7 protein-coding genes and 1 pseudogene are annotated in these 12,893 nt (G+C 66.6%); 4 read left to right on the top strand and 4 right to left on the bottom strand.

From position 1 onward, the window contains the following. Positions 1-225: 225 nt before the first annotated feature. The 3 genes and pseudogenes from AC1DNE_RS24350 to AC1DNE_RS24340 form a co-directional block, all read right to left on the bottom strand. Complete coding sequence (locus AC1DNE_RS24350; protein WP_441473219.1) at positions 226-462, bottom strand: TOBE domain-containing protein; 237 nt, start codon at positions 460-462, stop codon at positions 226-228. Between the two features lie 242 nt (positions 463-704). Further along, a complete protein-coding gene (locus AC1DNE_RS24345; protein WP_441473218.1) occupies positions 705-989 on the bottom strand; it encodes a transposase in 285 nt (94 codons plus the stop codon). A gap of 58 nt (positions 990-1,047) precedes the next feature. After that, positions 1,048-1,329: pseudogene (locus tag AC1DNE_RS24340) on the bottom strand (IS110 family transposase); the annotation flags it as partial. 101 nt (positions 1,330-1,430) lie between these two features. Here AC1DNE_RS24340 and AC1DNE_RS24335 point away from each other — a divergent pair. The 4 genes from AC1DNE_RS24335 (at position 1,431) to argC (ending at position 11,646) form a co-directional block, all read left to right on the top strand. Beyond that, positions 1,431-2,408: a LytTR family transcriptional regulator DNA-binding domain-containing protein gene (locus AC1DNE_RS24335; RefSeq protein ID WP_441473192.1), complete on the top strand. Its 978-nt coding sequence runs from the start codon at positions 1,431-1,433 to the stop codon at positions 2,406-2,408. A 250-nt stretch (positions 2,409-2,658) separates the two neighbouring features. Continuing rightward, complete coding sequence (ampH, locus tag AC1DNE_RS24330; RefSeq protein WP_441473191.1) at positions 2,659-3,792, top strand: D-alanyl-D-alanine-carboxypeptidase/endopeptidase AmpH; 1,134 nt, start codon at positions 2,659-2,661, stop codon at positions 3,790-3,792. Between the two features lie 3 nt (positions 3,793-3,795). After that, complete coding sequence (locus AC1DNE_RS24325) at positions 3,796-10,284, top strand: autotransporter domain-containing protein (protein WP_441473190.1); 6,489 nt, start codon at positions 3,796-3,798, stop codon at positions 10,282-10,284. Positions 10,285-10,671: 387 nt separating this feature from the next. Next, complete coding sequence (gene argC / locus AC1DNE_RS24320; protein ID WP_441473189.1) at positions 10,672-11,646, top strand: N-acetyl-gamma-glutamyl-phosphate reductase; 975 nt, start codon at positions 10,672-10,674, stop codon at positions 11,644-11,646. Between the two features lie 185 nt (positions 11,647-11,831). Here the strand turns inward: argC and AC1DNE_RS24315 are convergent, their stop codons facing one another. Then, a complete protein-coding gene (locus AC1DNE_RS24315; RefSeq protein ID WP_441473188.1) occupies positions 11,832-12,893 on the bottom strand; it encodes an ABC transporter ATP-binding protein in 1,062 nt (353 codons plus the stop codon).

Genomic DNA, 12,893 nt, shown 5'->3' with positions numbered 1-12,893 from the left:
GCAGGAAGCCACTGTGTTTCACGCCCCATGGGGCAGAATGCTGAGCCGGATATGCGACCCGGAAAACGGGTCGCATATACTTTATTCGGTCTTGCAACGCGGCGAGGCGGGCGGCGCTAAGCGTGCCTGGCTAAGCCTTGTTCGCCGATGCGAGTGTCCGCCAGGACTCGTTCCAGCAGATGGCAACGGTTTGAGCCTGCCAGCAACTGCCGGATCGCATAAGACTTACTGGCTCCCATCAAACCAACGCATTGCGTTAGCCCTGATCGCGAGGTTTGCAGCAGCGCCCGGAGACAAGCCGCGTAGTGTGTCCGGCGGCACGGAGGCAACGAGCGTACTTCCGTCAGTCAATCTGCCATGCAGATTGGCGATGGAGCCTTGATAGGAAATTTGCTCGACCGTCGCCTTCAGCGTGTTTGCTTGGCCGGCATCGGTGACCGAAACGGCCTCGGGGCGAAGCAGAACCTCTCCTGATCACGCCGGAAGGTGAATTGCGCATCTTGCTTGACGACGATCGCGGCAGCGCGGCCGACCGCTGGCCCTGATGGTTTCCGCGGATAAGGTCCCATTCTGCTTTGCGGGCTTTGACGCCTTCGACATTCGGCGGGTTGTCCTCATCCCCAGTTTGAACGGTGCGCCATCATTTCACATGGTCCTCGCAACCTCCTTCGCGCGGATTGCGCGCAGTTTTGGACGGCTGACTCTCAGGTTGCTGCCGAGCCGAGCGCCGGCATGCGGTAAATCTCGCCGCGAACCATGATGGCCCAGATCGCCCGTTTCGCCAGGGCGACGGTGACGAGCCGAATCTGCTTGCGGGCGAGCAGCACGTTTACGCGAGGATCCGCTGCCTCGGGGAGATACTTGTTACGTCTTACGAGCGACGTCATGCCAGTGACCAGAAGGCGCCGCAGGTATTGATCGCCCATTTTGGAGATGCGGCCGAGGCGCTCCTTGCCGCCGCTGGAGTTGTTGAGCGGCGTCTGTCCCAGCCAGGCCGCTCGCGAACTGGCGCCCGGAGCGGAACTGGGTCGGATCGGTGACAGTGGCCGCCAACGCGCTCGCTACGAGCAGGCCCACGCCCGGAACGGTGGCAATGCGCCGCGCGAGATCGTTCGAGCGGTACCAGGCCAGCAAGTCTCGTTCGAGCTGGCGGATGCGGTCCTGAGCCTCGATCGCTTGCTCGGCCAAGGTGCCAATCACCTTGGCGGCGAGATCGGGAACCTCGTGCGCCCCGCCGGCGACTGCGCGTCGCACGAAGGCCAGGGCGTCGGTGATCCCCTTCGGGACATCGATGCCGAACTCGGCCAGGAGCCCACGGACCCTGTTCATGAGCTGCGTACGCTGACGAAGATCGCGGCGTTTCCTCCTCAAAGGAAATGACCACGCCCATTCAGCAATCCGGAGAGTGTTGATTTTCTGTAGGATAGGCCGTGAGTAGACTTGGTGGCCGACAGCAGGAGGTTCTTTCCAGCATGGAGTATCCGGCTCCCGCGGTCGACGCCGTCTACGAAGTCTATCCATCAGCGGTATGCGGCGACGGCACGATGCCGAGCTGGCCTTATCACATGGCCCGGTGGCTGTTTCGGGAGCCGATCGACATTGCAATCACCGCTGCGCTAGCCGAGATCGGCGAGCTCGCCGCAGCGGATCGGGCCTGGATGTTCGAATATGACGCCGAGTTGCTCCGCTTCCGGAACACGCACGAGTGGAGCAGGCAAGGCGTGCGGTCCTTCGTCGAGGACCTGCAGAATACGCCCGTGATGATGATCGCCTGGCTCCACCAGTTTCTGGTGAAGGGCCAGGCGGTGATGATCAACCGCGTCGCAGACCTGCCGCGCCCGGCTCGGGCGCTCCAGGTCGAGATGCTCAGGCAGAACGACAAGAGCGTGCTCAGCATGCCCCTCTTTCACGAAGGCCGCTTGCGCGCCTGCATTGGCTTCGATGCGACCACTGCGATCCGGCGCTGGGCGCCCGCCGACATCAAGGCGCTCTTTCAGTGCGCCGACCTGATTGCGCTGGCTCGCTATGGCCCCTTTCAGGACGGGCGGTCCCTTGCCGGCGCCTCGAGACCGTTCGCCCCACTGATCTATCTGCGCCGACCGGGGCAAACCATCGGCGTCGAGCCGCAAGCCATCCTCGGCGTCCGGTCTGCGCGCGACTATGTGAAGGTATGGCTGCACGACGGCTCGTCCATGCTGGATCTGCGCCCGCTCGCGCTCTGGACGGGGATGCTGCCGCCGGCATCGTTCCTGCGCGTCCACCGCACGGCGATCGTCAACCTGCAGCATGTCAGCGGCCTCGACCGACGCGCAGGCGATCGCTGGACCATTGGGCTCAATCGCGTGGCCGAGCGCTGGCCAGTCTCGCGACAATACCGGCAGGAGTTGCGAAAGCGCCTGGGCGTCTGAACACCGCGGCCGATTCGCGGGGTCTCCATCTTCGGTCATTTAACCGATTCTTCACGATGAGTTCGGCTCGGAGCTCCGTTCGTCGAACCCGCATGTCTATTCGTCGAACAGTGCTTGCCGCCCGGCGGGCGGGCGATCTCAATGCGGACATCGTTCGCCGGACCCGCCCCCGCCTATGCCTTTTCGCCGCCCCCCTCGCCTCGACGAACTGAAACCGAGATGCCTGCCGGCGCGCAAAATCGCACGGCTCTTGCTTTGCTCCCTGTTTGCGATCGCATCGATCGCGGGCGCGCAGCGGGCGGAAGCCGACGATCTCGCGCTGCGCGATGCGGCGTCGATGGCCGGCGTCGGAATGTTCCTCAATGCGCGCGCGCCCGGCCTGATCCTCGCCGTCGTCCGCGGCGAGGACAGCTTCATTGCCGGATATGGCGAGATCGCCCCGGGCAGCGGCAAGGAGCCGGACGGCCGTTCGATCGTTCGCGTCGGCTCGGTCTCGAAGGTTTTCGCGACCGATGTGCTCGCTGCCCTGGCGGCGACCGGGCAGGTTTCGCTCGATGCGCCGCTTGCCGGCTATGCTCCACCGGGCAAGACGCCGCTGGCTTTCGAAGACAGGCCGGTCACGCTCCTCGATCTTGCGACGCATTCGGCGGGTCTGCCGCGCGAGATGCCCGATCCCGCGACACCGCCTGACGAGAAGAACCCGTTCGCGGCCTTCAAGGCCTCGTATTACTGGGACTGGATGTCGAGCCATCGGCCCGCCTATCGGCCGGGCACGACCGCAATCTACTCGAATTTCGCCTTCGGCCTGCTCGGCGAGGCGCTTGGCAAGGCCGGCGGAAAGCCGTTCGCGGAACTGGTCGGCGAGCGCATCACCAAGCCGCTCGGGATGGCAGATACGACGTTGCGCCTCTCGGAGGCACAGAAGCCTCGGCTGATGACCGGCCTCGACCCGTTCGGAAAGCCCGATCCGAACTGGGAGGCGAGCGAGGTCATGCAGGCCAGCGCCGGCATCTACACCACCGCCGACGACATGGTGAGGTGGATGCGCTGGCACCTCGCCGACGATGCGGCCGGTCGGCCGGCACGGACGCTCGCACATGCGCTCTGGCGACCGCATGACGGGCTTTCCCGCCTGGTCGGCGTCGAGGCGACGGACTCCGAGGGGATGGGGCTTGGCTGGATCGTCAGCCGGCCGAAGGACAGGGTGCCTCTCCTCCTCGGCAAGAGCGGCGGGATCGGCGGCTTCATGAGCTATGTCGTGCTCGCGCCCAATCGCAGGCTCGGCATCTTCGTCGTCGCGAGCAAGGTCGACTTCGCCATGTTCGAAGGGCTGAGGACCGCTGTCCGTGATCTGGCGGCGGAACTGGCCCCGGCGACCCCGTAGACGATGGCCGCGTTCCCTCCCCTCCGCAGATCGAGCCACCTCGCCTGCTCGACCGCGATGCTGCGCGTCTGGCTCGCTCTGGCCGGATCAGCCGCTTCCTGCGCGCCACTCGTGCTGGCGCTGCCCGCCTGGGGGCAAGTCAGCGGAAAGGGAGGAGCCGGCGGTGCCCACGGCATCAGTCGTCCCACCACAGGACAGGCAGGTAGCCTCGGTGGCGAATATTCCGGCGGTGGTGGTGGCGGCGGCGGCGGGGCCAATGCTCGGCCAAGCGGCGGATCCACAGGCGGCAAGGGCGGCAGCGGCGTGGCCGGCCATGGCGGCGGCGATGGCGGCGACATCAGCGGCAATTCATCCGTACTCCAGTCGATTCCACCTGGATATCTCGGCCATGTCGGGCAGTCCGGTTCGGCGGGTGGCTCGCCCTCGCATGGCGCTGCCGGCGCCCCGGGACATGATGGCGGCAGTGGCGGCGGCGGTGGCGGGGGAGCCGTCGGTCTCGATTTCTACGGGACATTGCTGACGGCGGGCCAGACGATCAACCTGGTCGGCGGCAATGGCGGCAATGGCGGAACTGGAGCGAACGGCGGTAACTCCTACAGAGACCCCTTCATCGGACATGGTGGCGCTGGTGGAGGCGGCGGCGGAGGTGGCGGCGGCGGTGCCGCGGGGTTGTCTTTGCCGGGTCAGGAGCTCGTCTTCAGCCCTTCGTCGGTCGGGTTTCACTGGGTCCCACCGCCCAACCTTGCCGTGACCACCACGAATGCGAGGCTGCAGGGCGGCAATGGTGGCCGAGGCGGAGACGGCGGCGACGGAGGATCGGGCTCGGGGGCCTATGTGTCGCAAACCTGCCTTCCGGGAGGTCGGGGCTGTTTGCCGATCCGCATGTATCCGGGCGATGGCGGACCCGGCGGCTCCGCTGGAGACGGTGGTGCCGGCGGCGCCGGTCTGCTGTCGCTCTACGGCCGGCAGATCAGCCTTTTTGCGACGACCGCTCAGGGCGGCAACGGCGGAGACGGCGGCGGCCTCGGAGGCGGGGGCAATGGCGGCTCGAGCTACGGCTATAGCGGCATGACGGATGGCGCTCGCGGCAATTTCGGAACGAACGGAAACGGCGGCCGTGGCGGTGCCGGCATCGAGGTCGTCGCGACAAGTGGCGGCAGTACGACCATCTCCCTGTCGTCGGATAGCCATGCCCTCGGGGGCAAGGGTGGCAGGGCCGGCTATCTTGCTTCGCCCGGCTGGGGAGGCGACGGCATTCGTGTAGCCGGGCCCGCGACCATCACCGTGGGCGGGACTGCGACAGGCGGCGGCGGTGGCGATGTCAACGGTGCATGGTTCGGCGGCGGCGGCGGTGCAGGCATTTTCGTCGACGGCCAGGCCAACGTTACGGTTCAGAACGGCGCGCAAGTATCTGGCGGACGCGGCGGCCTCGGCGAGCAATCATCCGCAGGCCGCGGAGGAGATGGCGGCTCGGGCATCGAGGTGCTGCGCGGCGGGACATCCCTGATCATCGCCGGAGAGGTGCGCGGCGGCGACAGCCAGGGCTTTGTTCCCGGCTCGCAAGGCGCGGCGATTGCCCTCACCGGCAACGGCAATTCGGTCGAGCTGCAGGCGGGATACAATCTGGTCGGCAAGGTGGTCGGCGGCAGCAATGCGACGCTCATTCTCGGCGGAGCGACGAATGCGAGCTTCGATCTCAGCGGGCTGGGTTCGCAATATCTGGGCTTCTCGGATTTCAACAAGGGCGGCGCGAGCACCTGGACCCTGTCGGGTGCTGCGACGGCCTTTCGCGGCGACATGGCGATCGATGCCGGAACGCTCGCCTTCGCGGCAGGAGCGCAGCTCACGGCGACGAATGCTCAGATCGCAAACGGCGCGGGTTCGACCGCGGCCGTCTCGGTCACGGGGGCTGGAGCGAAATGGACCGTCGACGGTCCGCTTGTCGTTGGCAATCAAGGTCAGGGCGGCCTGACGGTCGCCGACGGAGGCGCCGTTCTCGCCGGCTCGATCAGGGCCGGAACGGCGGTCGGCGGGACCGGCACGATCAGCATCAGGGGCAACGGCTCGCATCTGGGAGCCGGCAGCCTCGTGCTCGGCGATGCCGGTACGGCATCGGCCCTGGTGTCCGGGGCCACGTCGAGCCTGACGGCAGATACGCTCACGATCGCGAACCTCGGCAGCGCCGATCTTACGGTCGCCGACGGCGGCCGAGCCGGCGCTGGCGGGGGCCGGAACATCGAGGTCGCCAAGAATCTGGGCAGCGTCGGCACCATCAATATCGGCGCGGCTGCCGGGCAAGCCGCGACCGCACCGGGGACACTCGCCAGCGACATCCAGTTCGGTGCCGGCACCGGCAGGCTGGTCTTCAACCACACCTCCAGCGGCTACACATTCACCAGAGCGGTATCGGGCGCAGGCGCGATCGACCTCCGCGCCGGTACGACGATCCTCACGGCCGATAGCGGAGGCTTTTCAGGGTCGACAACAATCACGGGCAGCACGCTTCGGATGGCAGACGGCGGACGGCTCGGCGGCACCGTCAGCATCGATGGCGGCGGCCGGGTCGAAGGCGGCGGCAGCATTGGCGCGACGACCGTCAACAACGGCGGCACGCTCGCGCCTTCCGGCTGGAACGCCCTCACGATCGACGGCGACGTGACCGTCAACAGCGGGGGCACCCTCCGGCCTTCGGATGCCGCCGGCCTCATCGTCGATGGCACGCTGACGCTCAATTCCGGCAGCGCTTACGACTACCGGCTGCATGGCTACGGATCGTCAGCCGTCGGCTCGGCAACGACGCGCGTCAACGGCAACCTGGCCCTCAATGGCGGGACGTTGAATCTTGCCAGCAGCTCTCAGCCTGCGCTCGGCTACCACCGCGCCTTCACCTATACGGGAACTCTGTCCGGTGCTGGCCTCCCCGTCGGGACGGTGCCGAACACCGGGCCGTTCGCTTACAATTACAGCGTCGACACCTCGCAAAGCGGCAAGGTCGATGTGCTCGTCGGCGCCAATGGCGTCAACATCCTGCAGCTCTGGGGCACAACATCGGCCGGTGGCGCCAGTGGGAGCTGGACTGCCACCAATCAGAACTGGCTGGACCTCGGCGGCGCAACGCCGACGCAATGGGGCAGCGGCTATGGCGTGTTCCGGGGCCCGGGGGGCACCGTCACGCTCGACAGCGTCAACGGTGCGCTGGGCGCCGTCGGGCTGCAATTTGCCGGCGGCAGCTACACGCTGACCGGCGACAGCCTCGACCTGCATGGCTATAGCGGCGGCGGCATCACCATCACCACGCCGGAAATCAGGGTGCTAGACGGCGAGACGGCCCGGATCGACGCAACGCTTACCGGCACGGCCGGTTTCGAGAAGACCGGCGACGGCACGCTCATCCTCGGCGGCGCCAACAGCTACAGCGGCGGCACCACGATCTCGGGTGGCAAGTTGCAGGTTTCGGCCGACGCCAATCTCGGCGCGGCGAGCGGCGGGCTGACATTCGACAGCGGCGCGCTTCATACCGTGGGCAACATGGTCAGCGGCCGGAATGTCGTGCTGCGCGGCACCGGCGCGATCGAGACGGATGCCGGCACCACATTGACTCTGTCCGGCCCGGTCGGCGGCGCCGGCGGGCTGATCAAATGGGGGGACGGCACGCTTCTCCTCACCGGCAACAACAGCTGGGCGGGCGGCACCCTGCTCACTGCCGGCACGATCAGGGCTGGCAGCGCCGGCGCCCTGCCGACCATGACCGATTGGATGCTGACCGGCGGCAAGCTCGACCTCGCCGGCCATGATCTCTCGATGGCCTTCCTGGCGAGCACCGGCGGCGAGATCGCGCTGGCCGGCGCTGACCTCACCGTCAATCAGGCGCAGGACAGCCTCCATGCTGGAACCATCACCGGCGCGGGGCGCCTGCTGAAGGATGGTCCCGGCGCATTGCTGCTGACCGGCACGAACAGCTATTCCGGCGGCACGGTGATCCGCGACGGCACACTCGCCATCGTCGCCGACGCCAATCTCGGCAGTACTTCTTCCGCCATCGCCTTCGACGGCGGCGGTCGCCTGATGACGCTGGCCGACATCACCAGCAGCCGCTCGGTCACGCTTGCCGGCACCGGCACGATCGAGACCGCTGCCGGCACGCGTTTCGTCCTCGGCGGCTCGACCAGCGGTAGCGGCAACCTGGTCAAGGAGGGTTGGGGAACGCTGACCTTGACCGGCAGCGCTGGCCATGCCGGAGGCACGACGATCGCGGCCGGCACGCTCCAGATCGGCGATGGCGGCACGACGGGCGAGCTCGCCGGCGACGTCTCAAACGACGCTGTCCTGCGCTTCAACCGCTCGAATCTATACAGTTTCGGTGGCGCCATCTCCGGCGCCGGCATCGTCCTTCAGTCCGGCACTGGGATGACGAGCCTGACTGGCACGAACTCCTATTCCGGCGGCACATTGATCGAGGCCGGAACCCTGCAGGTCTCGCGCGACGCCAATCTGGGCGCCGGCGGAACGGCCATTTCCTTCCTGGGTGGAGCGCTGCGGTTCGGTGCCTCGTTCAATACCGATCGCACCATGCTGCTGATCGGCAATGGCACGGTGGACACCAACGGCCATGATGCAACGCTGACAGGCGGCGTCTACGGCTATGGCGATCTGATCAAGGCCGGCGCCGGCACGCTGACGCTGAGCGGAACGAACTTTTATCGCAACACGCTTGTTACCACCGGCACCTTGATCGGCGACGCCGCGTCGATCTCCGGCGATATCGCCAATAACGGCGCGGTCGTCTTCAACCAGCGAAACGATGCCAGCCTGGCGAGCGTGTTGTCCGGCACCGGCGGCTTCACCAAGGCCGGCGGGGGAGCCCTTGCCTTGACCGGCGACAGCTCCGGCTTCTCCGGCTCGACCACGGTGTCCGCAGGCACGCTCATCGTCAACGGCGCGCTCGGCGGCGGGCTCGATGTCCTGGCCGGCGGTCGGTTGCAAGGCAACGGCACCGTCGGGCCGACCACGATCCATGCCGGTGCGACCATCGCCCCGGGCAATTCGATCGGCACGCTCACCGTCTCCGGCGACATCCGCTTCGAGCATGGCGCGACCTATGCGGTCGAGGTCAGTCCGGGCGGCTCGTCGAGCGACCTGATCCGTGCCAGCGGCAAGGCGCGCCTCTCGGGCGGCTCGGTGGTCCATATCGGCGAGGACGGGCCTTACTGGGCGAACCAGCGCTACACCATCCTGACGGCCGGTCAGGGCGTCGAAGGCCGCTTCGACGACGTCAGCTCCAACTTCCTCTTCCTCGATCCGAGGCTGGAATACGACACCAACAATGTCAGGCTGACCCTGCTGCGTAACGATCTGCCGTTCGCCGCGATCGCGCAAACGCGCAACCAGGGCCAGACGGCCCTCGGCTTGGAAAGCCTGGGTGATGCCAACCCGCTATGGCTGAGCTTCACGCAACTGCGCGACGAGGGAGAGGCCCGGCGCGCCTATGACAGCCTGTCGGGCGAGATCCATGCCTCGGCCAAGACGGTGCTGATCGAGGGCAGCCAGGCAGTGCGCAATGCGGTGTCGGACCGGATCCGCGCCGCCTTCGACGGAATTGGCGCGCCGCGGATCGCGACACTGGCCTATGCCTCCAGCCACGGGGCGGTCGTAGCGGGCGGGGCGAGCGAGGGCTTTGCCTTGTGGGCGCGCGGCTCCGGCTCCTGGGGCCAGACACGTGGCGACGGCAACGCCGCCTCCCTCACACGATCGAGCGGCGGCCTCCTTGCCGGATTCGACATTCCGGTAGCGTCGGAGGCGCGGCTGGGCGTAGTGGCGGGCTACTCGCGCTCGACCTTCAAGGTCGCTCGGCGCCGCTCCCGCGGTGAGGCGGATAATTACCATATCGGCCTCTATGGGGGAGCCGAACTCGACCGCCTCCGCCTGACTGGAGGGGTCACCTATGCCTGGCATGAGCTGGACACCCGGCGCAGCGCCATATTCTCCGGCTTCGGCGAGGAGCTGCGCTCCGGCTACGACGCCCGCAGCCTGCAGGCTTTCGGCGAGCTCGCCTATCGCTTCGACGCGGGGCGGGCCACCTTCGAACCTTTCGCCAATCTCGCCTATATCAATTTGCGCAGCGCCGGCTTCACCGAGACAGGCGGCGTCGCGGCGCTCACCGCCAGGGCGCAGACCACGGCCGTCGCCTTCGCCACGCTCGGGCTGCGCGCTCAGATGCGCTTCGATCTCGGCAGCAGCGTCGCGCGGATCAGCGGCACGCTCGGCTGGCGGCACGCGGCGGGCGACGTTACCCCCTTCTCGCTCCAGGCCTTCTCCGGCGGCGCGCCGTTCTCGATCGCAGGCACTCCGATCGCCCGCGACGCGTTGGTCGTCAGCACCGGCCTCACGCTGAATCTTTCACCGGAAGCCGAAATCGGACTGTCCTATGACGGGCAGCTCGCGTCGCGCGCGACCGATCATGCCTTCAATGCCCGACTCGCAGTGAAGTTCTGATACCATCCGTGGGTCCTGCGACCCGCCGCGAATATCCACGTCATAGCATCAATTGAGTTTCTGCTGATGGCGCGGCGGAGACCGTCACGCCGTAGGCCATGTGCAGTTGGCTGCTTCAGCTTTCAGCCCACATTCCTGTTGACGATGGCTGTGGTGTAGCGACAGTGTCGCAGGACATGCTCAGGAACCAGAACCTCTGTGACCGACGCCGACGCTGCTTCACACAAGCGGCGGCTCCTCGGGCTGCGCGCCGATCAGCGTCCTTCCGCATGATGACTGCCTCACCGTAGATTTCATCCGCCGAAGCGGCCCCGGCCCGCGTTCCTGAACCTCCGCAGCCCTCGGCTCCGGGGGTTTTCTTTTGCCCAAACTCAGAAGGACATCACCATGAGCATTCGCGTCGGCATTGTCGGAATCAGTGGCTTCGGCGGCGGCGAAGCGATGCGCTTGATCGCGAGCCACCCGTCTTACGAACTGGTCTACGCTGCGGGCGAGAGCAGCGCCGGCAGCCGGCTAGTGGATCGCTTCCCCGGTGTGCCGGCCAAGCTGGCCGAACTGGTGATCGAGAAGTGGGACCCTGTGACTTTGCCGAAGCTCGACGTACTGTTCGCGTCGCTTCCCACGGGCACCTCGGCCGAGGCGCTGGCGCGCGTCCCCAAGAGCGTGAAGATCGTCGATATCGGCGGCGACCACCGCTACGTCGAGGGTTGGGCGTACGGCCTCGCCGACGTCTGGCCCGCCCAGATCGGCGGTCAGACCCGCATAGCCAACCCCGGCTGCTTCCCTGCAGCGACGCTGAACGCGCTGGCGCCGCTGCTGGTCAACAAGCTGATCGAGCCCAGCAACATCGTGATCGACGTCAAGACGGGCATCTCTGGTGCCGGCCGGGGCGGCGACAGCAAGTTCGGCTACGCTGAGAGCAACGAGAACTTGATGCCTTACGGCCTGCTTAAGCACGTCCACATGCCCGAGATTGCCAAGACGATCGAGCGGTTGAGTGACGGCAGCGCGGCCGGGCTGGTGTTTACACCACACTTGGTGCCGATGACCCGCGGCATACTCGCCACCATTTACTGCCGCGGCCGCGCCACCACGGGCCAGTGCTTGGAAGCGGCCCGGCACTTTTACGCTGGGCGGGCGTTCGTCCGCGTGACCGAAAAGCCGCCGCAGACCAAATGGGCGACCGGCTCGAACCTCGCGTTCGTCAGTTATGCGGCCGATCCGGAGCGCAACCTGGTGATCGCGATGGGCGTGGTCGACAATCTCGGCAAGGGAGCGGCAGGTCAGGCGGTACAGAATGCGAATCTGATCTGCGGCCTGCCAGAAACCACGGGGCTGGACGGCATACCTGTCTGGCCATGATGAGGTCGGAGCTTCAACAGCTGATCAATCCGCTTCGAGGGTCCGCTAAGGCCGCCAGCAGACGGCGATGGCGAGCGCCCGCCAACATCCGCTTTCCGGCTGTTGGCCAATGTCCGGAACTGGTGCGTATCGGATAACTTCAGCATGACCTCAGGCGTCGGTCTCCGGGCTCTGCCGGACTGAGATCATCTTGGAACGACGTGAACACGCTCTTTGGGCCAACTGATACCGCAACGCTCCCCCCGGGAGAGCGCGGGCATATCTAGGCCTGGCACGCGGGCGCGCAGCTCCTGTCCACCACTCTTGCCGATGATCAGGAAGCTGTCTCCGTAATTCACGATCTCGTCGACGGTGAAAGCGAAGCCGTCAGGTAACGCGCCTCCCTTGGAGAGCCGAATGATCTCGGGCCGCACGAGCACGTCAACCGGTGAGCCCGCGGCGAGATCGCTGCGGCCGGTCGCGACCGGGCCGAAGCAGGCCAGCTCGACAATTCCGTCGCGGGCAACAACGCCTCCGATGAGATTGCTGTCGCCGATGAAGGAGGCGACGAAGCGCGTCTGCGGCCTGGCATAGACCTCGGCCGGGCTACCGACCTGCTCGATCCGCCCGCGGTTGAACACTGCGATGCGGTCCGACATCGCCATCGCCTCGCCCTGGTCATGCGTGACATAGACCATGGTCACTCCGAGCTCGCGATGGATGCGCTTTAGCTCGATCTGCATCTGCTCGCGCAGCGCCTTGTCGAGTGCGCCGAGCGGCTCGTCGAGCAGCACGACATCAGGCTCGAAGACGAGCGCCCGCGCCAGCGCGACGCGCTGCTGCTGCCCGCCGGAGAGCTCGGCCGGCTTGCGGCCGGAGAAATCGGCGAGGCCGACCATCGCGAGCGCCTGCGTGACGCGTTTCGCGGCCTGTGCTTTCGGGACATGGCGCATCCGCAAGGGAAAGCCGACATTGTCAGTGACGCTCATATGGGGAAACAGGGCGTAGTTCTGGAAGACCATGCCAATATTGCGATCATAGGGCTCGACGCTGCCGATCCTGCGCCCGCCGATCGCGATCTCGCCGCTGCTCGGCTTGGCGAAGCCGGCAATCATCATCAGGGTCGTCGTCTTGCCGGAGCCGGACGGGCCGAGGAAGGAGACGAACTCGCCGGGCTTGATTTCCAGATCGATGCTGTCGACGGCGTTCTGGCCGGCAAGGTAGCTCTTCGACAGGGCACGCAGGGAGAGGGCGCGGGCGTTCTTCAT

The sequence above is a fragment of the Allobosea sp. 05L423 genome, assembly GCF_056397745.1.
The sequence above is the reverse complement of the archived record's forward strand: the minus strand, read 5'-3'. Positions and strand labels throughout refer to the sequence as shown.

Coding starts and splice junctions, on each gene's coding strand:
- argC (WP_441473189.1), top strand. CDS start 10,672: ATGAGCATTCGCGTCGGCATTGTCGGAATCAGTGGCTTCGGCGGCGGC.
- AC1DNE_RS24325 (WP_441473190.1), top strand. CDS start 3,796: ATGGCCGCGTTCCCTCCCCTCCGCAGATCGAGCCACCTCGCCTGCTCG.
- AC1DNE_RS24315 (WP_441473188.1), bottom strand. CDS start 12,893: ATGAAGAACGCCCGCGCCCTCTCCCTGCGTGCCCTGTCGAAGAGCTAC.